Genomic DNA, 20,975 nt, shown 5'->3' with positions numbered 1-20,975 from the left:
AAGTCCCTTCAGGTATTCGCTTCGATATCGGCGATCAGCGCGGCGAGATGGGCCGGGCTGGCATGTTCGTGCGCCTCGTCACGCGAGGTCGGCGTGTTGTCGTAAGGGATCGGCTCGTCGAACTGATCCGCAGCCAGATCCCAGAACCGGCCGTCCACCCAGTTGTAGAAGTGAGTGCCGCCCTTGGTCGCGGTCTTGAAGATGTCCCCGCCGAAGTAGTGCTGCACGGCCAGCGCCGTCACCGCGCACTGATTGCGCGCGGGGTTAGCGGGATCGAATGGATCGGGGATGGAAGCGGCGGACCAGGATTTCTTGACGACGTGGTAGAGTTCGATCGGCGTCGGGAACGTCAAATCGGCCTCCACTCGTCTTCGGGGGCGAGCGGCGCGAAAATCGCGTCCAGCATATCCTCGGTCACGTCTTCGGGCGAGGACGGGTTCCACTTTGGCGCGTGGTCCTTGTCCACGATCACGGCGCGCACCCCTTCCGCGAAGTCGGGCAGGACCAGAACGTGACTGCCGATGCGGTACTCCATCGCCATGTTCTGCGCGAAATTGTCGAGGGTCAGCGAGGTGGCGAGCTGGCGCAGCGCGATCTTGCAGGCCTGCGGGCTCTTGGTCCGCAGCGTGGCGAGTTCGCGCGCGGCCCATTCGCTGTCGTCGCTTTCCAGCGATGCGAGCACCTGCTCCAGCGTGTCGAAGGCGAAATGCTTGCGGATCTGCGCGGCGTGGGCGGCGATCCTGGGCTCGGGCGCCTTGTCGGAAAGCGCGCCGAGCACACCGCCGATTTCATGGCCCGCGGCGATGCGCCGCTTGGCTTCGGGAAGCGCCTCGCTGGGCAGGTAGTGCGTCGCAAGGCCCGCCCAGAGACATTCCGCACCGTCAAGCCGCGCGCCGGTCAGCGCGAGGAACTGGCCGAGCCTGCCGTCCAGCCGCGAAAGGTACCAGCCGCCGCCGACATCGGGGAAAAGGCCGATCCCGGTCTCGGGCATGGCGAACCGGGTGTGCTCCGTCGCCACCCGGAAGGGCGCGGGCTGCGAAATGCCGACGCCGCCGCCCATGGTCACGCCGTCCATGAATGCCACGACCGGCTTGTCGTATATGAAGAGCTGGTGGTTGAGCTGGTATTCGGCACGGAAGAAGCGGCGCCCCTCTATCCCGTGGTCTTCAAGGGCCGACCTGCGCAGCAGGTTGATGTCTCCGCCCGAGCAGAAGCCTCGACCCTCGCTGTGCTCGATCATGACCGCCTTCACCTCGGCATCGCCGGCCCAGGCCGCTAGCGCGTGGCTCATCGATTCGCTCATGCCCAGAGTCAGGGCGTGAATCGCCTTGGGCCGGTTGAGCGAGATGATCCCGGCCACGCCATCGCGGCGGGTGAGAATCTCGGCGTCCAAACCACCAGCAGGCACGGCATCGGCAGGGAGGGTATCTCCAGACAGCGAATCGGTAGTCATGTCCTCGTGCCCCTTACTTGAGCAGGTCGCGGCCGATGATCATCCGCATGACCTCGTTGGTGCCTTCGAGGATACGATGGACGCGAAGGTCGCGCCAGAACCGCTCGATGGGATAGTCGCGAAGATAACCGTATCCACCGAAGAGTTGCAGGGCGCGGTCGACGACCGAGGAGCCGGTGTCGCTGGCCATCATCTTGGCCATGGCGGCGAAGCGGGTCTTGTCGGGCGCGCCGGCGGTGACCTTGGCGGCGGCAAGATAGAGCAGCGCACGGGCGGCCTCCAGTTCGGCGGCCATGTCGGCAAGCCGGAACTGGGTGTTCTGGAATTCGGCGATGGGCTGGTCGAACTGCTTGCGGTCCTTCACATATTGAACCGCCTCATCGAGGCAGCGCTGCGCGCCGCCCAGCGAGCAGGCACCGATGTTGAGGCGCCCGCCATCGAGACCGGCCATGGCGAACTTGAAGCCGTCCCCCTCGGCGCCGACGCGGTTTTCGGCGGGGATGCGGGCATCTTCGAAGATCACCTGCGCAGTGGGCGAGGCATTCCAGCCGAGCTTCTTCTCCGGCGCGCCGAAGGAGACACCGGGCGTGTCCTTGTCCACGACGAAGCACGAAATCCCGCGCGACTTGTGATCGCCGGTACGTGCCATCACGACGTAGACGTCGTTGTAGCCCCCGCCGGAAATGAACTGCTTGGTGCCGTTGAGAACGTAGTGATCGCCCCCGGCATCCTGGACCAGACGCGCGGTCGTCTTCAACGCGGCCGCGTCGGAGCCGGAGCCCGGTTCGGTCAGGCAGTAAGAGCCGATCTTCTCCATGGAGCAGAGGTCAGGAAGATAGCGATCCTTGAGCTGCTGGTCGCCGAACCTGTCGATCATCCAGGCGACCATGTTGTGGATCGAGATATAGGCGCTGGTCGCCGGGCAGCCGTAGGACATGGCCTCCATGATCAGCGCCGCGTCCAAGCGGCCAAGGCCGATGCCGCCGCTTTCCTCGGACACGTAGATCGCCCCGAAGCCAAGCTCGCCCGCCGCTTTCCAGACATCGACCGGATAGTGGTGCTTCTCGTCCCACTCGGCAGCATAGGGCGTGATGCGGTCGGCAGTGAACTTGCGTGCGGTCTCCTGGATCGCAAGCTGGTCCTCGGTCAGCCCAAACTGTTCGGTCATCTCTGTTCTGTTCCTGGCAGGTGCGGTGGGGTGCTTCTAGGGGCACTTTGCATAAGTGAGCGTACCGGGCATCGCGTCCGGTCCGGTGTCCTTGCGGACAAGAGTCTTGCCGCCGTCGGGCGAGCGCAGGGCCACGTCAAGGTTCCAGCTCTGCCCTTCGCCGGTGAAGGCGAATTCGCCCTCCAGAGCCGTCGCGGAGCCGGACTTGATAGTGCCGAGCTTGGCCACTGATTCGTAGAACTTCAACGTATCGGCATCGACCGTCAGCAGGCCCTTGGCATCACCCCTGGTGCTGGTGCAATCGGCATCGACGAGACCCCAGCGGCCCTGCAGGGCGGCGGGTATGGCCGAAGGCACCGCAGCCGGCTCCGATGAGGCGGAGCCGGCACCCGAGGATGGCGCCGTGGCGCCGGGCGCCGGCTCCGGAAGCGTGGTCGCGGTTTCCTCGGCCGTGGGCTTGGCCGGCTCTTTCGAGCAGGCGGCGAGAGCGAGGGCAAGCAGCGAGACGGTCAGGGCCGGGGCCAGTGCATTGCCGATCTTCATCATCGAACGACCTTCCTTTTCTGCGGACATTCCCGAGGAAACACCTGCAGTCCCTACCCTGTTCCGCGCTCCGGTCCCTGCGTATCGTCAGGCCATGGTCGGGATGATGAAAGCGCTGTCGCCTGCACCGCCATCCGGCCAGCGCTGGGTCACCGTCTTCACCTTGGTCCAGAAGCGGACGCCTTCCATGCCGTACTGGTTGTGATCGCCGAACGCCGAGCGCTTCCAGCCGCCGAAGCTGTGGTAGCTGACCGGCACCGGGATCGGCACGTTCACGCCGACCATGCCCACTTGCACGCGCTGGACGAATTCGCGCGCGGCGTGGCCGTTGCGGGTGAAGATGGCGACGCCGTTGCCGTACTGGTGCCTGGAAGGAAGCTCCACCGCTTCCTCGAAGGTCTTGGCGCGGACGATCTGGAGGACGGGACCGAAGATCTCTTCCTTGTAGGCGCTCATCTCGGTGGTGACATGGTCGAACAGCGAGGGGCCGACGAAGAAGCCCTCCTCATAGCCCTGCAGCGAGAAGCCCCGACCGTCCACCACCAGTTCGGCGCCTTCGTCGACACCGGTCTGGATCCAGTTCTCGATCTTCTGCTTGTGCACGGCGGTGACGACCGGGCCGTACTGCGCTTCGGGATCGTTGGACACGCCGACCTTGAGCTTGTCGATCGCGGCGACCAGCTTCTCGCGAAGCAGATCTGCGGTTTCGTCACCCACCGGAACGGCCACCGGCAGCGCCATGCAGCGTTCGCCCGCCGAACCATAGGCGGCGCCCATGATGTCGTTCACGGCCTGGTCCATGTCCGCGTCGGGCATGACGATGGCGTGGTTCTTCGCGCCGCCCATTGCCTGCACGCGCTTGCCGGCGGCAACGCCGCGCTCATAGACATAGTGGGCGATGTCGGACGAGCCGACGAAGCTGACAGCGGCAATGCCGGGATGATCGAGGATCGCGTCGACCATTTCCTTGTCGCCATGGACCACCTGCAGAACGCCCTCGGGCGCGCCGGCTTCCAGGAACAGTTCGGCAAGGCGGTTGGGAACCGAGGGGTCGCGCTCGGAGGGCTTGAGGATGAAGGTATTGCCCACCGCGACGGCCGGAGCGAACATCCACATCGGGATCATCGCCGGGAAGTTGAACGGGGTGATGCCCGCGCCGACGCCGAGTGGCTGGCGCATCGAATAGACGTCGATCCCCGGGCCGGCGCCCTGGGTATATTCGCCCTTCAGCATATGCGGGATGCCGCAGCAGAACTCGACGACCTCAAGCCCGCGCTGGATGTCGCCCTTGGCGTCGTCCACGACCTTGCCATGCTCGGAGGCCAGCATTTCTGCCAGCGCCTGCATGTTCTGTTCGATCAGTTCCTTGAACTTGAACAGCACGCGGGCGCGGCGCTGCGGGTTGGTGGCGGCCCACTTGACCTGCGCTTCCTGCGCGGTGGCCACGGCACGGTCGAGCAGGGCCTTGTCGCCGAGCGGGACCTGGGCCTGAACCTGGCCGGTGCTGGGGTTGAAGACGTCACCCATGCGGGCGGCCGATCCGCCGCTTCCGCCGACAACGACGTGGTCAATCAGGCGCATTCCTCATCCTTTCGCATTGTCTTCGACGGCACTCACGGTGCGCTTTCCACGTTAGGTGGTCCCGGTCCGATTTGCAGGCAAGCTGAAAATACGCCATCGATAACTGCACATTTGCAGCCCCGAGGACCATTTCCCGCAGTGACGATACCTTGACGATACCTTTTGGGACGATGCCCTCGATCGACTGGAGCGACTACCAGGCCTTTCTCGCCATCGCCCGGGCGGGACAGCTCGCGGGTGCCGCCCGCACGCTGGGCGTGGATCCCACGACGGTCGGCCGCCGGTTGCGCCGGCTCGAAGCCTCGCTGGGCACCGCCCTGTTCGAACAGACCCGCAGCGGCCAGGAACTGACCGAGGCGGGAGAAGCGCTGCTGTCCTCGGTGGAAGCCATGGCCAGCGCCGCCGGGCGCATCGCCGAACAGGCCGGCGGGAACGACGGGCTTTACGGCACCTTGCGGATCAGCACGTCCGAGGGCTTCGGGTGCTGGTTCCTGGCCCGCCACCTGCCACGCTTCCAGGCCGCGCATCCGCGGCTCGCCATCGACCTCGTCGCCTCCAGCGGCTTTCTCAGTCCCACCCGGCGCGAGGCGGATGTCGCCATCATGTTGTCGCGCCCGCGCACCGGGCCGCTGGTGGCGCACAAGCTGTCGGACTACACGCTCGCGCTTTACGGCACGCACGATTACCTCGCGGCGCACGGCACCCCTTCGCGGCCGGCTGACCTGCTGGATGGCCATGCGCTGGTCGGTTATATCCCGGACCTCATCTATTCCCCCGAGCTGCGCTATCTCGACGAAATCCAGCCCGGCCTGAAGGCGGCGATCCGCTCCCCCAGCATCACCGCGCAGCAAAGCCTGGTGGCCAGCGGCGCCGGTCTGGGCGTGCTGCCCTGTTTCATGGCCGAATCCGATCCTCGCCTGGTGGCCGTGCTGCCGGAAAAGCGCATCCTGCGCAGCTTCTGGTTCGTCACGCATCAGGACATCCGCAAGTTGCCGCGGGTCGTGGCATTTCGCCAGTGGCTTGACGAAACCGCCCTGCGCATGGAGGGGATACTGAAGCCCTGACTTGCCCAAGGCTCCAACCGACAGGATGAACGACCCAGTGACGACAACGACCATCGATCCGGCCGAATTCCGCAAGGTGCTGGGCAGCTATCCCACCGGCGTCTGTGTGATCACCGCGCTCGACGAGGACCGGCCCACCGGCATGGTGGTCGGCTCCTTCACTTCGGTTTCGCTCGATCCGCCGCTGGTGGGCTTCTTCCCCGATCGGAAGAGCACTTCCTGGCCGCTGATCGAGAAGGCCGGGCACTTCTGCGTCAATGTCCTGGCCAGCGACCAGGCCGACGTGTGCCGCGCCGTCACCGCCAAGGGTGACCAGAAGTTCGTGGGCGTGGACTACATCGTCTCCGACCACAACCTGCCGATCATCGCCGATTCGATCGCCGCCATCGAATGCCGGCTCTATTCGGTGACCGAGGCGGGCGACCATTGGTTCGTGCTGGGCGAAGTCCTGCGCATGGAAGCCGTGCGGGAAGACGATCCGATGCTGTTCCACAAGGGCCGCTACGGCGGTTTCGCGGAGCGGATGTAAACGCACCCGAATCCGCCGAGGCGAATTCGGCGCGCTCGGCTTGACTTGACCCGCCCCTGTTGTTCACCCGTTCAGCACAGCAGGATGCTTGCGGGAGAGAATGCATGACACGTTCGCTTGAAGGCAAAGTCGCCGTCGTCACCGGCGGCGGCTCGGGGATCGGACGCGGCATTGCCCGGCGGCTGGCCGAAGACAAGGCGGCCATCGCGGTATGGGACCTCAATCCCGAAGGCGCGGCGGAAACCGTGCGGATGATCGAGGATGCAGGCGGCAAGGCACTGGCCCTCACGGCCGACTGCGCCGACAAGGCGGCGATCCAGGCTGCGGCGCAGGAAACCCGCAGCAAGCTCGGTCCGATCACCATCCTCGTCAACAATGCCGGCATCGCGCCCTTCACCCCGTTCATGGACATCGGCGAGGACGAGTTCGACAAGGTGATCCGCATCAATCTCAAGGGCCCGTGGCTAGTCACCAAGGAGATCGTGCCGGACATGCTGGCAGCCCAGTGGGGGCGGATCATCAACATCACTTCCTCGTCCACGCAGTCCGGCTCCTTTGCGCAAAGCCATTACGTTTCCTCGAAAGGTGGCCTGCTCGGCATGACCAAGGCCCTTGCCATGGAGCTTGGCGGCACGGGCATCACGGCCAACATGATCCCGCCCGGATCGATCGACACGCCCATGCTGCGCCAGGCGCCCATCGATGCCGAAGCTTACGGCAAGACCCTGCCGGTGAAGCGCCTGGGGCAAGTGGCGGACATTGCCGCCGCCGCCGCGTTCCTCGCCTCCGAAGAAGCGAGCTACATGACCGGGCAGACCATCAGCACCAATGGCGGGCGCTACATGGGTTCCGCCTGATAAGGATGGCGGGGGGCGATTGGAGCAGTGCAGGACGGCGGCGAAGACGCTAGCTTCCGTGTCATGACACAGGACTTCAGCATCGAGATCGGCACGACGACCCCCTGCCAGGCCACCCTGGCAGGGGGGCAACGCAGCGGCACGGGCACGCCGCTCGTTCTGGTGCATGGCTTCGGCGGCTCCCGGCACGACTGGGAGCCCGTCACGGCCGCCCTCCCCGATGACCTGCCGCTGATCGCCTACGACCAGCGCGGTTTCGGTGACTCCCATGGCGAAGCCGGAGCGCCCTTTTCGCACTCGGACGATCTGCTTGCCCTGCTCGATGCGCTCGAACTGGAACGGGCCGATCTGTGCGGCCTGTCGCTGGGCGGCGGCACCGTGCTCAACTTCGCCCTGAACCATCCCGAGCGGGTGCGCCGACTGGTGCTGGTGAGCCCGCTCATGGTCGGCTGGTCGTGGAGCGCCGACTGGATCGAACGCTGGAAGGCCATCGGGCGCGCCGCGCGAGGGGGCGAGATGGCAGCGGCGCGCGACCTCTGGTTGCAGCATCCGCTGTTCGACACGGCCCGCGACGGCCCGAACGCCGCGCGGCTCCGCGCGGGGATCGCCGCGTTCCACGGGCGCCAGTGGGTGCAGGACGACCAGAGACCCGAAATGCCCGATGTAGACCGGCTTTCCGCGCTGGCCCTGCCCACGCTCCTCCTGACCGGCAGCCGCGACACCGAGGATTTCCGCCTGATGGCCGAGTTGATCGATGCCGCCGGCAGGGACGTGACCCGGATCGAGCATCCCGCCGCCGGCCATTTGCTCAATCTCGAATTGCCGCAGCAGATCGCCCGTGAAATCGCGGGCTTCATCGGGAGAGGCTAGCCGCCTTCCCGCTTCGCCCAATCGCCATGGTCCGGTTACGAGGAGACCCCGCATGAAGCTCGCTTTCGCCATGCCGCATATGCTGGAACTGAAGGCGACGATGCAGCCCTGGGAGACGGCCGTGACCGGCGCAGACCAGACGGCGCTAGCCAAATGGGCGGAAAAGCTGGGGTTCGAGATGATCGCCGTGCCCGAGCACCACGCGATTCCGCGGGATCATGTCGCCCTGTCCGGCGCTTTCTATTTCAGTGCCTTCACCGCGATGAGCCACTTCGCCGGCGCGACCGAGCGGCTGAGGGTCAATTCCTGCATCGCCATCCTGCCCGCCCAACACCCGATCGTGACGGCCAAGGCGCTCGCGACCATGGACTGGCTTTCCTCCGGGAGGGTCACGGTCACTTTTGCAGTCGGCTGGCTGGAGGAGGAGTTCGCGCTGCTCGGAATTCCGTTCCACGAGCGCGGAGCGATGGCGGACGAATATATCCAGGCCATCATCACCCTCTGGACTCAGGAAAACCCTGAATTCGAGGGCAAGTACGTGTCCTTCCGCGATCTGGCCTTCGAACCCAAGCCAGTGCAGAAACCGCATATCCCGGTGTGGTTCGGCGGCGATGCCGATGCCGTATTGCGGCGTACCGCGCGCCATGCGCAGGGCTGGTGGCCCTTCCTCACCAGGCCGGAGACGATCCCCGAGCGACTGGATTTCATCCGCTCCCAGCCGGACTACAACGGCCGCCTGGAAGACGTATTCTACGGTATCTCCACCGCCCGCGTGGGCGAGGGTCACAAGGTGCTGGACGATCCCCGCGCCCGGCCCGGCCAGTCGAAGGACGAGCTGATCGCGCGGCTGGGCGAACTCTCCCGGCTGGGCGTGACCTGGAGTTCGGTTCCGATCCCTCCGCTCTCCGGTATCGAAGCCTACCGCGACTACACCCAGTGGATCGCCGAGGAGATCATGCCCGCGGTGCGATAGGAGTTCCGATGGCTTCAGGTGGTGCGGCCTGACGACCGCACCACCTGTTTACCGGATCCGATTGGACCGCTCTGAACGTCCCGATCAGAACTTGCCGGAGAACGAAGCGCCGATCACGCGGGGTTCGTTGAACACGGCGGCCATGTAGTTCTCGATCACACCCTTGAGGTTCTTCTCATTGGTGATGTTACGCGCGAAGGCCGCGATTTCGTACTGGCCGCCTGCGGCCGAGTAACCGATCTTGAGGCCGCCTTCGAAATCGCCCTTCGAGTAGAACTCCTTGGTCTTGTAGAGCACAAAGTTGGTGTAGCCCTGCCACATCCAGTCGGTGGCCGCGAACAGCGAACCGCCATTGCCCAACGGCACGTCATAACGCGCGGTGACATTGGCGGTGTACTTCGGCGCATTTGGCAGCGGATTGCCGTCGATCTGCGCAAAAGTGCCGCGCGCATTGGTGATCGTCGGGTCCTCGACCGTGCAGACGACGACGCCGTTGAGCGCGCAGACCTGGGCGTAGACGTTCTTGTCCTTGATCTCGGTGTGGAGCAGGCTGAGCCCGGCCGTCAGCGAGAGGTTGGGGATCGGACGTGCCTCCAGTTCCGCTTCCATGCCGTAGGCCTCGGCCTTGTCGGCATTGAACAGGACGCCGTTGCCGTCGCTGTCGTTACCGTTCAGCTGGATGTCCTTCACCCGGTAGGCAAAGCCCGAAAGGTTGAAGCGCACCCGGTTGTTCAGCAGGCTGGTCTTGATGCCGGCCTCGCCCGAAAGGATCGTTTCCGAATCCGCCGTGGTGAAGTCCGAGTTGAACACCGCCGAACGGCCCTGGATGGTCGGACCGCGGAAACCGCGCGCGACGCGCGCGTAAACGTTGACGTCCGGGTTGACCTGGTAGTTCACGCTGACATCCCAGCTCGGCTCCTCGCCCGAGAGACGCACGTAGCGACGCCCCCGGTAAGTCACCGCGCCGGCCGCCGTGTCCGCGGTCTTGAGCAGGCGCGTCTTCTTCGTGTCCTTGGTATAGCGCCCGCCGGCGGTGACCGTCAGACCCTCGGCCAGCTCATAGCTCGCCTGGCCGAACACGGCCCAGCTGGTGTTCTGGTTGCGCAGGCGCACCCAGTTGTTGGGGTTGTTGGCCGGCGGCGTCAGGAAGTAGGCGCGCTGATAGAACTCGGTGATGTCGCGCTGGTCGAACCACATGCCGCCCACCTGCCACTTGAAGCGGGTGTCGCCATTGCTGGACAAGCGCAGTTCCTGGCTGAGCTGGTCGAGATCGCGCACATTGCCCTGCGACTGGCCATAGCCGTTGGCCACGCCGTTCACCGGATAGTCCGCCGCCGCGCCGCCGTCGGTATCGCCGCGGCTATAGCCCGAAGTCGATTCCCAGGCGCTGATGGAGGTCAGCGTGACCGGGCCGAAGTCCATGGCGATGCGGCTGGAGGCGCCATAGGTATCGTAGGCCTGCGGATTGTCATGCGCCTCGTCGAGGGCGATCTTGTCGCGCGGTTCCTGGCTTACGTCGTTCGAACCCTTGGTAAACGCGGCGCGGTGGAATATCGTGGACGTGCCCTCGTATTTGCGGGCATGGAAGCTCGTCAGCATCGAGAAGCCCGAGCCGGTGGGCGCCAGCAGCAACTGGATGCGGGCGTCGCGCTCCTCGAAGCCGCCCATCGCATCCTTCTTGGGCGAGACGGTACCGTCGGCGCTTGGGCCGCTGTAGGTGTTGTCGATCCAGTCGTCACGGCGCTGGTAGAGCCCGGAAACGCGGACGGCCAGGACGTCCTGGATGATCGGTCCGCCAACGCCGGCGTCCACGTTCACCGAGTTGTATTCGCCGTAGCTGGCGCTGGCCCGGCCGGTCCAGCGGTCGGTCGTGGGCTTGATCGTGTCGATCTTGATGATGCCGGCCGTCGTGTTGCGGCCGAACAGCGAGCCTTGCGGACCGCGCAGAACTTCCACCTGGTCCATGTCGTAGACCGGGTTGGACTTCAGCACGACGTGTTCCAGCACGACATCGTCCTGGATGATCGACACCGGCTGCGATGCGCCGAGATAGAAGTCGATATTGCCGAGACCGCGAATGTAGAAACGGGGGAAGATGCGGCCCGTGGTCGTTTCCGCGTAGAGGCCGGGTACGCGGCCCGACAGCGCAAGAATGTCGTCGCCCGCCGCCTGGAAGCTGCGCAGCTGGTCACCGCCGACAACGCCCACCGAGATCGGCACCTGCTGGAGGTTCTCGGTGCGTCGCTCCGCCGTGACCACGATATCGCCAAGCCCTTCGCTGGGGGGCGCCGCGTCCTGGGCGAAAGCATGGGCGGAAATACAAATGGCACCCAGACCACAGGTCAGATGCAGAGCCTTTTTGGCGATGACTTTCGTGGACACGTCGCATTCCCTATTGGTTGAAAAACCGGCCGGGCGAGTACTTGTCCGCAATGACAGTCTTGTTACCGATTTTTGGGAGATATGTTGGCGGCAACGCAAATCCGCTCCAAATCAACTTTTTCCACATCGGATTTTCAACGGTTTGCGACATTTGCGCAACGCCCGCGCCCCCGCGATCAATCCCCTCCCCTGCTTGACGCAGATCCATGCGGCGCGGAATTTCGGCGCCTAAAAGGGAGGCTCCGGACATGAATTTACCCAGGCCCCGGCCCCGGCTGGATCAGGAAAACACCGCGTTCTGGACCGGCGGCGGCGAAGGCAGGCTCAACATCGTCCATTGCGGGGACTGCGGAGAATTCACCCATCCCCCGCGCCTGCTGTGCCGCCACTGCCAGTCGGAAAACGTCGCCCCGCAGGCCGTGCCCGGCACCGGCACGATCGACAGTTTCACGATCAATCACCAGCCCTGGGCCAAGGGGCTGGAAGTGCCCTACGTGATCGCCCGCGTGAAGCTGGACGGGGCGCCGGGGGTCTATCTGACCACCAATATCATCGGCTGCCCGGTGGAAGCCGTGGACTTCGAAGACCGCGTCCGCGTCGTTTTCGAGGAACAGGACGGCGTCTTCTATCCCCTCTTCGAGAAAGCGGACTGATGCCCAGCAAGGAAGCCTATATTACCGGCGTCGGCCAGTCCGAAGTCGGGGTGCGCCTGCCGCGCCATCCGCTGCTGCTGACCGTGGATGCCGTGCGCGAGGCGCTCGACGATGCCGGCCTCACGCTCGACCAGATCGACGGGGTCTTCACATATCCCGGCAAGATGGCCGGCTATACCGCCTTTTCCCCGATCGCCAGCGAGGACCTGATCGAGGTTCTGGGCATCAAGTCGAAATGGCACATGGGTGCGATGGAGCAGCCGGCCCAACTCTCGGCCATCGGCGTGGCGGCCATGGCGGTTAAGCAGGGTCTGTGCCGCCATGTCATCTGTTTCCGCACGGTCTACGAAGCGGGCGGCATGGCCGATCCGGCCCAGTACATGGCGGGCGCGAAGCAGGACACCGTCAGCGGCAGTTCCCAGTGGACCAGCCCCTTTTGGGCCACTTCGGCCGCCTGCTGGACGGCGCAATATGCGGCGCGGCACATGCACCGCTACGGTCTGACGCGCGAACAGCTCGGCCAGATCGCCATCAACGGATCGAGGAACGCCATGGCGAACCCGCGCGCGCGCGCGATCACCAAGGAAGAACTGACGCTCGAAAAGTACATGGCCTCGCGCATGGTGACCACGCCGCTCTGCCTTTACGATTGCGACCGGTTTTCGGACGCCTCGACCGTGGTGATCGTTTCGGCCGAAGACGCGCTGGACGAAGTCTCCGCCAAGCCGATCCGCATCGCCGCCATGTCGGGCTCTGTCGATCGCTATTCCTGGGATCAGGTGGAGGAGTTCGCCGCTTACGAAACCGGCGCCGACCTCTGGAAGCGGACGGACTATACCACTGCCGACGTCGACACGGTGCAGTTCTACGACGGCTTCGCCTTCCTGCCGATCACCTGGCTCGAAGGACTCGGCTTCTGCGACAAGGGCGAAGGCGGCCGCTTCATCGAGGGCGGAACGCGGATCGCGCGGGACGGGGAATTGCCGCTGAACACGTTCGGCGGCCAGCTCGGCGCCGGACGCCTGCATGGCTTCGGTTTCGCGCACGAGGCCGTGACCCAGCTGCGCGGCAAAGGCGGCGAGAGACAGATCGCCGGCGACCCGAAAGTGGCCGTCGCCACCTCCGGCGGCGGTCCGATGGCTGCGGCGCTGCTGCTGACGCGGGACTGATCGGCGGTTCCGGCCTCGCGAGAGGTCGGAACCCGTTTGCTGGTGGGAGTCAGCCTGCCGAAGCGAGGGCAGGCTTCTGCTCTTCGGCCGTGCCCCGCCGGCGCTGCCGCTTGAGCCCGATCAGCGGACGCAGTGGCCCTATCTCGCGCCCGATCAGGTAGAACAGCCAGGACCCCCCGGCCACTGCCGCACAGAGCGTGAGGAATTCCGCCAGGGCGCCAAGGCCCATGTCGCGAATGCCATAGCTGACGAAAACCATCACGGTCTGATGGGCGATGTAGATCGGGAAGACCGCCTCCACCAAAGTCGCACGCCAGCGGTTATCGAAGTTCCAGAAGCGGTCGGCGATACCGAAGAGCGCGATCACCGTTCCCCAGCACTGGACGGACTTGGCGAAGGACAACGGCTCCTGCCAGGCCGCGGGCGTCGGCACGTTGCCGGGATAGAGCAGCGTGTCGCCGATCACCCAGGCATAGCCGGCGATGCCGAGCGCAAGGGCGAGCTTCCACTGGCGGGCAATGGCCTCGCGGATGGGGTCCGAACCGCGCAGCAGGAATCCAAACAGGAACATGCCGAAATAGTGCAGGTGTGCGCCGCGGTCCTGAAGGAAATTATGGATGTCGGTCCAGCCGTAAGGAAGCATGCGGATCGCGAAGATCAGCCCGATTCCCAGGGGCAGCAAGGCCGGTCCCGACAGCAGACGCTCGGCACCCCGGCGCAGTGCCGCGCGCCAGCTTCCGGGCAGGAGCATCAGTCCGGCGCAGAGCACCAGCGTGTAAGCCAGCAGGTAGATGACGAACCACATGTGCATCGTGGCCGGGAGGATCTCGTATCCCACTTTATGGAACCGGAAGGCATCGTAAAGCAGGAAGTAACCATATCCATGGTCGTACCCGCTATTGACCAGCCCCATGTAGGGCTGCGGCGGCACCACCACGGTCAGGCCGAAAAGCAGTGGGATTCCAAGGCGCAGGATGCGGCTCTTGAGGAAAGCCCGATTGTCGCCGTCCTTCTTGAGAAGCGCGGCGCTGGCATAGCCGGAAATCGCAAAGAGCAGCGCCAGGCGCCAGGCGCTGAGGCCGAGCAGCGGAATTTCCGCCCAGCTCACCACACCGCGCGTGGGCGTCTGGTAACCCCACGGCGTGAACGAAAAACCGACATGGTAGAAGATCAGCAGAACGAACGCGCCGATGCGCAGCCAATCCATTCCATAGTGGCGTTGCGACGGGGCGAGCTTCATCTTTCTCCGGTGGGGTGGGCGGTTCCGCCAGCTGCGGAAGCACGGCCCACTTAGGGATTTCGCGCCTTTTCTGCAATGACACGGTTGTAACAGGTCGTCGCAGGCACATCTCCGGATCGGATCGGACTGTGCTTGGACGCGCATGCGCGGGGCGACATGATGTTGAAATGCCGCCGCCGCGCCTTACCATGGACGATGTCGCCCGCCTTGCCGGCGTATCCCGAAAAACCGTCAGCCGCCTCGTCAATGGCAGCGCATCCGTAGGCCCTGCTACCCGCGCGCGCATCGTTGCCGCGATGAAGGAGCTGGGCTTCGACCACCGCCTGTTTCCGCTACCCGGTAACGCCGCCGACCCTGCCATGGCCACGCTCGCGCTGTTCCACGACGGCAGCGACCCCGCCCTCGCCGCTATCGTGGAAACGGCGATACTGGAGGTTCTGGCCGACGATGGCCCGGTCATGACGCCCTGGCTCCTGCGCGAACAGCCGCTCGCGGGCCTGAAGGCCTTTCTTGAACGCCGCCGCCCCCAGGGCGCCATCTTCCTTCCTCCGCTCTCGGCTCGCGAGGATCTTGCCCACGCATGTGCCGCTGCAGGGACAGGCTGCGCGCGCCTCGGCCATCCCGGTCTTGCCTGCGACGATCGCACCGCCATGGCGCAGCTCGTTCACTGGCTCTCGGCCGAAGGACACCGCCGGATCGGTCTGGTTTCGAACAGCGACAATTCGCTATCCGGGCGCCTGCGCGAACAGGGGTTTCTCGACGCTATCGCGGATCGCCGCCTGACCGGACCCCTGCTGGTGGTGGCGGGAGACGGCTCGTGCGAATCCGGCCGTGCCGCGGCGCACCTCCTGTTCGACGTCAGCCCCCGGCCCAGCGCGATCATCGCCGCCACTGACGAAATGGCTGCCGGCGTCCTTCAGGCCGCGGTGCAAGCCGGTCTGGCGGTGCCGCAGGACCTTTCCGTCGCCGGTTTCGAGGACATGCCCATCGCCGCCAGAACCGCACCTGCCCTCACCTCGATGCGCATTCCCTGGGCCGAAATCGCGCGGGAGGCCATAAGCAGGCTGACCCGCAATGACACCGATCGCCATACCTTCGCGGCCGATCTGGTCGTGCGCGAATCGGTTCGCGGCGTCGATGCAGACCATGCTCTCACCCTTGTCCGTCCGCTCGCCTGACCCCGTCCCGCCTCACGGGAGGCGCCGAGCCGTTCGGCATGGTTAGCAATGCTTTTACACTAAGGGATTAAACGGGTTACGGGCTCCCGTCCGGGACATGCCTTCCGCCGAGGATCGGTTCTCTTGAAGCACGCGATCGTTTCATCCCTGTTGGACCCTGTCCAGCCGCAGACCCAGCCCTCCACGCCTGTCGCGAGCCAGGAGGCACAGCTCTATGCCCAGGCCGCCGCGCTCACCGAAATGGGCGCCTGGTCCTGCGACCTCTCGACGCAGGCCCTGACCTGGACCGAAGGGGTGTTCAACATCTTCGGCGCCCCGGCCGACCGGCCGATGGACCGGCGTGAGACTCTGGATTTCTACACCGAGGAATCGCGTGCCTTGCTCGCGCAGCTTCGCGCCAAGGCGATCGAGGAAGGTTCGGGCTTCACCATGGACGCCCAGATCCTGCGCGGTGACGGCGAAGTCCGCTGGATGCGAATAACCGCTGCCACGCGCGTCGAACGCGGCCGGGCGACCACCCTCTACGGCATGAAGCAGGACATAACCGAAGAGCGCCTGCGCTGGGAACGCCTGCGCCATCTGGCCGAGAACGATGCCCTCACCGGCCTTTCCAACCGCGCCTGCTTTCACTCCGAATTTCTCGATCGGCCTGCGGGAGGCGAAGGTCTTTGCGAGATCGGCGCGCTTGTGCTGTTCGACCTCAACGGCTTCAAGACGGTCAACGACGCCTGGGGCCATGCAGCCGGCGACGCCTGTCTGAGCGACTTTGCGCGCCGCCTTCGCCGCACATTCCCCGAAGCGCGCCTGGTCGCCCGGATCGGCGGCGACGAGTTCGCTATGATCCTCGACCGCAGCGCTTCGTCCGCCGCGCTGGAACGCTCCGTGCGCCACCGATTGCCTGCGCTGATGTCGCCGGTGGTCTGGCAGGGCCATTCCCTGCCGCTCGGCGCGAGTGCGGGAATGGCCGCGCCCGCCCTCGCAGGCGTGGTCGATCCGGAGGCGCTGTTCCACCAGGCCGATGCCGCGCTCTATGCCGCGAAACGGCGCGGCGGCAACCAGCTCTGCACAGCCGGAACCTGACCGCCTCCGCGCGAAAGGCCGAGCGGAGCCACCTGCCCTATTGCCCTTCCGGTTCCACCCATGTCGTGCGGGTGACGCGCGGCGAGAGATATTTCGTCGCCGTCCAGCCGCCATCGACGACGATCGACTGCCCATTGATCATCTCGCTCCCCGGCAGGCAGAGAAAAGCGATCACCGAAGCGATATCCTCGGGCTGGGCGAGCCGCGGATAAGGCGTGGTCTCGACATTGCTGCGCTTGAACGTCTCGTCCTCGAAACGGTGGCGGACCATGTCGGTCATCGTCACGCCCGGCGCCACGCAGTTGGAGCGGATGCCGCGCGGCCCATATTCGCAGGCCATGTGTTCGGTGAGCGACTTCAGGCCGCCCTTCGCCGCGGAATAGGCGCCCCCGCGCCTTCCGCCGATATGGGCGAACGTACTGGTGACATTGACCACGCTGGCCCCTTCGGAAAGGTGCGGCATGACATCGCGGCAGAGCCGGAACGGGGCGACCAGCATGATATCGAGGAAACCGTCGAGCGCTTCGTCGTCAGTCTCGTCGAGCGGCTTGGGACTGCCCACGCCCGCGTTGTTGACAAGGGCATCGATCCGCCCGAACCGCTCCAGCGCGGCAGCAACGACGGCTTTCGGCGCGGCCGGATCGGTCAGATCGGCGCTGATCGCCAGGACGTGATCGGGATTGCCGATCTCCGCCTCCAAGGTCGCCAGCTTGTCCCTGCTTCGCCCGACGCCGACCACGGCAAAGCCCTCGCGGTGGAGAATTTTCGCGGTCTCCAGCCCGATGCCACTGCCTGCCCCGGTGATGATCGCCGTCTTCATCGCATGCTCCCGTCCATCGTCTTCCGCTTTCGGCTAGGCGTTTTCGGCGGGCCGGATAAGCCCGGCCGGGCGAAGGCGATGCTTGATCGTCGCTGCGATAAGCGGGGCTGCTCGTCTTGGCCGGTTCCGGGGCAGGGTCTAGCGTCAGCGCCATCATGAGCACGAACCAGAACGATAAAGCAGCCCTGGCTGGCATCCGCGTCATCGACATGAGCCGCGTCTTTGCCGCCCCCATCGGCGCCCAGATCCTGGGCGACCTTGGCGCCGACGTCATCAAGATCGAGCGCCCGGGCGTCGGTGACGATGGCCGGGGCTACGGTTTCTCGTGGGTGCCCGGCAAGGACGGGATCGAAACGCGTCACTCCAGCTTCTTCACCGTGTCCAACCGCAACAAGCGCTCGATCACGCTCAACCATTCCAAAGCGGAAGGCCAGGCGATCCTGCGCGAGTTGGTCAAGACCGCCGACGTGCTGATCGAAAACTATAAAGTCGGCGATCTCAAGCGCTTCGGTCTTGATTACGAGACTTTGCGAGAGATCAACCCCGGCCTGATCTACTGCTCCGTCACCGGCTTCGGCCAGACCGGACCCATGGCCGCGCGGCCGGGATATGACGGCTTGTTCCAGGCAACCGGCGGCATGATGGCCGTCACCGGCATTCCCGAAGGCCAGCCCGGCAGCGGACCGCTCAAGACCGGGCCCAGCCTTGTCGACTTCGTGACCGGGCACAATACCGCCCTCGCCATCCTCGGCGCGCTGCAATACCGCAACCGCACCGGAGAGGGGCAATTCATCGACATCGCCCTGCTCGACAGTTCGGTCGCGATGGTCAGCCACATCATGCAGGACTACCTGATCAGCGGGCAGGCTCCGCCCCGCCTGGGCAATGGCGGCAATGGCGGCGGCCCGGCAGACCTGATGCGCTGCGCTGACGGCATCATCTACCTCACCGCCGGCACCGACGAGCACTACCGCCGCCTGACCGTGCTGATGGAGCAGCCCGAACTGTTCACCGATCCTCGCTTCGACAGCAATCTCAAGCGCGGCAAGACCAACCGGGCGGAACTGATGGACATCATCAACACCTGGGCCAAGGCCTTCACCGTCACCGAAATGCAGGACATGCTCGATGGCGTCGGCATCCCGGCGGCCCGCTACAATGAGTTGGCCGATGTCTGGGAGGACGAGCAGGTCAAGCACCGGAAACTGCGTGCCACGACGCCGCATGCCCATGCAGAAAGCGGCACGGTGGACCTTATCGCCAGTCCGCTGGCGATGATGTCCGCCAGCCCGGCGACCATCCGCCTCGCCCCGCCGATGCTGGGCGAGCACAATGCCGAAGTGCTCGCCGAACTGGGCTATAGCGAACAGCGAATAGCCGAGCTGGCGACCAGCGGGATCATCTGAGCTGGTCCCACTGGCTGCCCTTCCCTGGCAGCCTTTGTCGATTCCCGACCGCCTTTCAGCCGCCGGTTCCATCTCAGGGTCCGGCGGCCTTCAAGACTGCTAGCGCCCCTGGAAGGACGGTTGGCGCTTTTCGGAAAACGCCGTCACCCCTTCCACGAAATCTGCGGTGCGCGAGGCATCGCGCTGGCCGAGGCGCTCGTTGGTGAGTGCCTGCTCCAGCGTGCAATCGGTGGCGGCCCAGGCCACCTGCTTGATCCGTCGCAGTGACCAGGGCCCGCGCGCCAGTTCCCCGGCCAGCGCCATGGCGGCTTCATCGAGGTCTTCGTCCGGCACCACGCGGTTGACGAGGCCCCATTCCAGCGCCTTCTCGGCAGGGAGCCGCTCTCCCAGCAGCATCATCTCCATGGCGCGCACCCGGCCGATCGCGCGGGCCAGCAACCAGGACGATCCCCCGTCCGGCACCAGCCCGACATGACGGAATGCCTGGAGGAAGAACCCGCTCGTTCCGCAGAGGATGAGGTCGCCCGCCATCGCCAGCCCCGCGCCGACGCCCGCCGCCGCGCCGCGCACGGCGGTGACGACCGGCTGCTCCATGTCGCGCATGGCGATGATGACGGGGTTGAAGTGCCGGTCCAGCAAAGTACCCACGTCGCGGCGCGGGTTATCCAGCATATCTTGCGCATCGCCCAGGTTCGCGCCCGAGCAGAAGGCCTTGCCTTCGCCCGTCAGCAGCACGGCCCGCGCCTCGAACGCCGCACGCGAAACGGCATCGAAAAGCTCCTCGCCCATTTGCGCCGAGCCGGCATTGCGCGTGGCGGGATCGTTCATCGATATCCGCGCCACGCCGTTTTCCAGGCTGTAGAGGATTTTCTCGTAAGTCATGTCAGGCATCGCTCCGTGCGTCGCGCCGGCTCAGGCCAGCATCTTTCCGAGGCGGGCATTCACGATTTCCTCGGCTTCGGCAACGATCCTATCGATCAGGTCCTTGCACATCGGCAGGTCGTGGATGAGCCCCTGCACCATTCCCGCCCAGAAGATGCCCTTGGTGAGATCGCCGGACTGGAGCAGTTCCCGGCCCACGGCCCCTGCCACCAGATGCTTGATGTCGTCGAAGGTCGATTCGGGGCGGGCGGAGATATCGACCACCTCGTCGGAAACGCCATTCTTGCCGACGCGGGCCGTGTTCTTGAACTTGCGGAAGATCAGGTTCGTCCCCCGCTCGTCGTTCTCGATATATTTGGCCTTCACGTTGTCATGGATCGGCGCTTCCTGTGTCGCGCAGAAGCGCGTTCCCATGTTGATGCCCTCGGCGCCCAGCGCCAGAGCGGCAACCAGCCCGCGCCCGTCACCGAAGCCGCCGCTGGCCAGCATCGGGATCTTCACTTTGTCGGCCGCTGAAGGAATCAGGATCAGCCCCGGAATGTCGTCCTCTCCGGGATGACCGGCGCATTCGAAACCGTCGATCGAGATGATGTCGCAGCCGTGCCGCTCGGCGGACAGGGCATGGCGCACGGCCGTGCACTTGTGGAGCACGGTGATGCCGTGCGGCTTCACCATTTCCCAGATCTCGCGCACCTGCTGAGTGCCGGCCGTCTCGACGATCTTGACCCCGCCGTCGATCGCGGCCTGCGCATAGGCCTTGTAATCGGGCGGGAGCAGGGTCGGAAACACCGTGATGTTCACGGCGAACGGCTTGTCGGTCATCGAGCGGCAGCGCTCGATCTCTTCCCGCAGCGCCTTGGGGCTGGGCTGGGTCAGCGCGGTGAGCGTGCCCAGGCCGCCGGCGTTGGACACAGCGCTGGCCAGCTCGGCCAGGCCCACGCCCTGCATGCCGCCTTGCACGATCGGATGTTCGATGCCGAGCATCTCGGTGACGCGGGTCTTGAACGCCATTGCTTGCAAACTCCCAGAAACTTCCCTTGCAGTGGTCCTAGGGGGGATCTGCGCGCTTGAGGACACCGAACGCGCGGCCCGCCCCGCAATTCGCGCGGGCGATGCAAAGGCCGTTC

The 20,975-nt window shown here is 65.4% G+C and carries 21 protein-coding genes; 10 read left to right on the top strand and 11 right to left on the bottom strand.

Translation table 11 applies throughout. From position 1 onward, the window contains the following. Positions 1-8: 8 nt before the first annotated feature. From EDF57_RS00865 to EDF57_RS00845, 5 genes are all read right to left on the bottom strand, one after another. Complete coding sequence (locus EDF57_RS00865) at positions 9-353, bottom strand: hypothetical protein (protein ID WP_208324771.1); 345 nt, start codon at positions 351-353, stop codon at positions 9-11. Continuing rightward, positions 350-1,393 carry an enoyl-CoA hydratase/isomerase family protein gene (locus EDF57_RS00860; protein WP_134093239.1) on the bottom strand — a complete coding sequence of 348 codons (1,044 nt, stop codon included), beginning with the start codon at positions 1,391-1,393 and terminating at the stop codon, positions 350-352. Before EDF57_RS00860 ends, EDF57_RS00865 begins: the two co-directional genes overlap by 4 nt. 73 nt (positions 1,394-1,466) lie before the next feature. Beyond that, positions 1,467-2,621, bottom strand: a complete 1,155-nt coding sequence (locus tag EDF57_RS00855) for an acyl-CoA dehydrogenase family protein (RefSeq protein WP_132262405.1) — start codon at positions 2,619-2,621, stop codon at positions 1,467-1,469. A 36-nt stretch (positions 2,622-2,657) separates the two neighbouring features. After that, entirely contained in the window at positions 2,658-3,194 is a 537-nt protein-coding gene (locus tag EDF57_RS00850; RefSeq protein ID WP_243840817.1) for a hypothetical protein, read from the bottom strand. 57 nt (positions 3,195-3,251) lie between these two features. Continuing rightward, positions 3,252-4,745, bottom strand: coding sequence for a CoA-acylating methylmalonate-semialdehyde dehydrogenase (locus tag EDF57_RS00845; RefSeq protein WP_134092775.1), 1,494 nt, complete (start codon positions 4,743-4,745; stop codon positions 3,252-3,254). A gap of 170 nt (positions 4,746-4,915) precedes the next feature. On the opposite strand from EDF57_RS00845, the gene EDF57_RS00840 reads away from it, so the two are divergent. From EDF57_RS00840 to EDF57_RS00820, 5 genes are all read left to right on the top strand, one after another. Further along, a complete protein-coding gene (locus EDF57_RS00840; RefSeq protein ID WP_132262399.1) occupies positions 4,916-5,809 on the top strand; it encodes a LysR family transcriptional regulator in 894 nt (297 codons plus the stop codon). A 37-nt stretch (positions 5,810-5,846) separates the two neighbouring features. Continuing rightward, a complete protein-coding gene (locus EDF57_RS00835; protein WP_132262398.1) occupies positions 5,847-6,338 on the top strand; it encodes a flavin reductase family protein in 492 nt (163 codons plus the stop codon). A gap of 104 nt (positions 6,339-6,442) precedes the next feature. Further along, entirely contained in the window at positions 6,443-7,195 is a 753-nt protein-coding gene (gene fabG / locus EDF57_RS00830; protein ID WP_134092774.1) for a 3-oxoacyl-ACP reductase FabG, read from the top strand. 63 nt (positions 7,196-7,258) lie between these two features. Next, complete coding sequence (locus EDF57_RS00825) at positions 7,259-8,065, top strand: alpha/beta hydrolase (RefSeq protein WP_134092773.1); 807 nt, start codon at positions 7,259-7,261, stop codon at positions 8,063-8,065. Positions 8,066-8,117: 52 nt separating this feature from the next. Continuing rightward, positions 8,118-9,038, top strand: a complete 921-nt coding sequence (locus tag EDF57_RS00820; RefSeq protein WP_134092772.1) for a TIGR03619 family F420-dependent LLM class oxidoreductase — start codon at positions 8,118-8,120, stop codon at positions 9,036-9,038. Positions 9,039-9,122: 84 nt separating this feature from the next. Here EDF57_RS00820 and EDF57_RS00815 read toward each other — a convergent pair whose 3' ends face one another. Beyond that, on the bottom strand, positions 9,123-11,372 hold the full coding sequence (locus EDF57_RS00815; RefSeq protein ID WP_243654117.1) for a TonB-dependent receptor: 2,250 nt from the start codon (positions 11,370-11,372) through the stop codon (positions 9,123-9,125). A 58-nt stretch (positions 11,373-11,430) separates the two neighbouring features. After that, positions 11,431-11,670 carry a hypothetical protein gene (locus EDF57_RS00810; protein ID WP_134092771.1) on the bottom strand — a complete coding sequence of 80 codons (240 nt, stop codon included), beginning with the start codon at positions 11,668-11,670 and terminating at the stop codon, positions 11,431-11,433. Here EDF57_RS00810 and EDF57_RS00805 point away from each other — a divergent pair. Then, entirely contained in the window at positions 11,669-12,073 is a 405-nt protein-coding gene (locus EDF57_RS00805; protein WP_134092770.1) for an OB-fold domain-containing protein, read from the top strand. The two genes, EDF57_RS00810 and EDF57_RS00805, sit on opposite strands and share 2 nt — an antisense overlap. Next, entirely contained in the window at positions 12,073-13,242 is a 1,170-nt protein-coding gene (locus tag EDF57_RS00800; RefSeq protein ID WP_208324770.1) for a thiolase family protein, read from the top strand. Before EDF57_RS00805 ends, EDF57_RS00800 begins: the two co-directional genes overlap by 1 nt. A 49-nt stretch (positions 13,243-13,291) precedes the next feature. Here EDF57_RS00800 and EDF57_RS00795 read toward each other — a convergent pair whose 3' ends face one another. After that, positions 13,292-14,482 (bottom strand): acyltransferase, encoded by a 1,191-nt coding sequence (locus EDF57_RS00795; protein ID WP_132262387.1) that lies wholly within the window; start codon positions 14,480-14,482, stop codon positions 13,292-13,294. Between the two features lie 188 nt (positions 14,483-14,670). Between EDF57_RS00795 and EDF57_RS00790 the strand changes: the two genes are divergently transcribed. Continuing rightward, positions 14,671-15,660 carry a LacI family DNA-binding transcriptional regulator gene (locus EDF57_RS00790; protein WP_208324769.1) on the top strand — a complete coding sequence of 330 codons (990 nt, stop codon included), beginning with the start codon at positions 14,671-14,673 and terminating at the stop codon, positions 15,658-15,660. A 150-nt stretch (positions 15,661-15,810) separates the two neighbouring features. Continuing rightward, positions 15,811-16,740: a diguanylate cyclase gene (locus tag EDF57_RS00785; RefSeq protein ID WP_243840816.1), complete on the top strand. Its 930-nt coding sequence runs from the start codon at positions 15,811-15,813 to the stop codon at positions 16,738-16,740. A gap of 37 nt (positions 16,741-16,777) precedes the next feature. On the opposite strand, the gene EDF57_RS00780 is transcribed toward EDF57_RS00785, so the two are convergent. Continuing rightward, positions 16,778-17,560 carry an SDR family oxidoreductase gene (locus EDF57_RS00780; RefSeq protein ID WP_134092768.1) on the bottom strand — a complete coding sequence of 261 codons (783 nt, stop codon included), beginning with the start codon at positions 17,558-17,560 and terminating at the stop codon, positions 16,778-16,780. 155 nt (positions 17,561-17,715) lie between these two features. On the opposite strand from EDF57_RS00780, the gene EDF57_RS00775 reads away from it, so the two are divergent. After that, positions 17,716-18,966: a CaiB/BaiF CoA-transferase family protein gene (locus tag EDF57_RS00775; protein ID WP_134092767.1), complete on the top strand. Its 1,251-nt coding sequence runs from the start codon at positions 17,716-17,718 to the stop codon at positions 18,964-18,966. Positions 18,967-19,065: 99 nt separating this feature from the next. Here EDF57_RS00775 and EDF57_RS00770 read toward each other — a convergent pair whose 3' ends face one another. Together EDF57_RS00770 and EDF57_RS00765 are read right to left on the bottom strand one after the other, a co-directional pair. Further along, the gene (locus EDF57_RS00770) at positions 19,066-19,848 is read right to left on the bottom strand and encodes an enoyl-CoA hydratase-related protein (protein ID WP_134092766.1); all 783 of its coding nucleotides are present in this window, start codon (positions 19,846-19,848) and stop codon (positions 19,066-19,068) included. Between the two features lie 30 nt (positions 19,849-19,878). Further along, positions 19,879-20,859 carry a nitronate monooxygenase family protein gene (locus EDF57_RS00765; RefSeq protein ID WP_134092765.1) on the bottom strand — a complete coding sequence of 327 codons (981 nt, stop codon included), beginning with the start codon at positions 20,857-20,859 and terminating at the stop codon, positions 19,879-19,881. Positions 20,860-20,975: the final 116 nt, after the last annotated feature.

Source organism: Novosphingobium sp. PhB55, assembly GCF_004368805.1.
Taxonomy (GTDB): domain Bacteria; phylum Pseudomonadota; class Alphaproteobacteria; order Sphingomonadales; family Sphingomonadaceae; genus Novosphingobium.
This window is presented reverse-complemented; position numbering and strand designations above follow the sequence as displayed.

What these genes read in the sequence shown, in the direction of transcription:
- EDF57_RS00855 (WP_132262405.1), bottom strand. Translation starts at nt 2,621, where the DNA reads ATGACCGAACAGTTTGGGCTGACCGAGGACCAGCTTGCGATCCAGGAG.
- EDF57_RS00850 (WP_243840817.1), bottom strand. Translation starts at nt 3,194, where the DNA reads ATGTCCGCAGAAAAGGAAGGTCGTTCGATGATGAAGATCGGCAATGCA.
- EDF57_RS00845 (WP_134092775.1), bottom strand. Translation starts at nt 4,745, where the DNA reads ATGCGCCTGATTGACCACGTCGTTGTCGGCGGAAGCGGCGGATCGGCC.
- EDF57_RS00840 (WP_132262399.1), top strand. Translation starts at nt 4,916, where the DNA reads ATGCCCTCGATCGACTGGAGCGACTACCAGGCCTTTCTCGCCATCGCC.
- fabG (WP_134092774.1), top strand. Translation starts at nt 6,443, where the DNA reads ATGACACGTTCGCTTGAAGGCAAAGTCGCCGTCGTCACCGGCGGCGGC.
- EDF57_RS00825 (WP_134092773.1), top strand. Translation starts at nt 7,259, where the DNA reads ATGACACAGGACTTCAGCATCGAGATCGGCACGACGACCCCCTGCCAG.
- EDF57_RS00820 (WP_134092772.1), top strand. Translation starts at nt 8,118, where the DNA reads ATGAAGCTCGCTTTCGCCATGCCGCATATGCTGGAACTGAAGGCGACG.
- EDF57_RS00805 (WP_134092770.1), top strand. Translation starts at nt 11,669, where the DNA reads ATGAATTTACCCAGGCCCCGGCCCCGGCTGGATCAGGAAAACACCGCG.
- EDF57_RS00810 (WP_134092771.1), bottom strand. Translation starts at nt 11,670, where the DNA reads ATGTCCGGAGCCTCCCTTTTAGGCGCCGAAATTCCGCGCCGCATGGAT.
- EDF57_RS00800 (WP_208324770.1), top strand. Translation starts at nt 12,073, where the DNA reads ATGCCCAGCAAGGAAGCCTATATTACCGGCGTCGGCCAGTCCGAAGTC.
- EDF57_RS00795 (WP_132262387.1), bottom strand. Translation starts at nt 14,482, where the DNA reads ATGAAGCTCGCCCCGTCGCAACGCCACTATGGAATGGATTGGCTGCGC.
- EDF57_RS00790 (WP_208324769.1), top strand. Translation starts at nt 14,671, where the DNA reads ATGGACGATGTCGCCCGCCTTGCCGGCGTATCCCGAAAAACCGTCAGC.
- EDF57_RS00780 (WP_134092768.1), bottom strand. Translation starts at nt 17,560, where the DNA reads ATGAAGACGGCGATCATCACCGGGGCAGGCAGTGGCATCGGGCTGGAG.
- EDF57_RS00775 (WP_134092767.1), top strand. Translation starts at nt 17,716, where the DNA reads ATGAGCACGAACCAGAACGATAAAGCAGCCCTGGCTGGCATCCGCGTC.
- EDF57_RS00770 (WP_134092766.1), bottom strand. Translation starts at nt 19,848, where the DNA reads ATGACTTACGAGAAAATCCTCTACAGCCTGGAAAACGGCGTGGCGCGG.
- EDF57_RS00765 (WP_134092765.1), bottom strand. Translation starts at nt 20,859, where the DNA reads ATGGCGTTCAAGACCCGCGTCACCGAGATGCTCGGCATCGAACATCCG.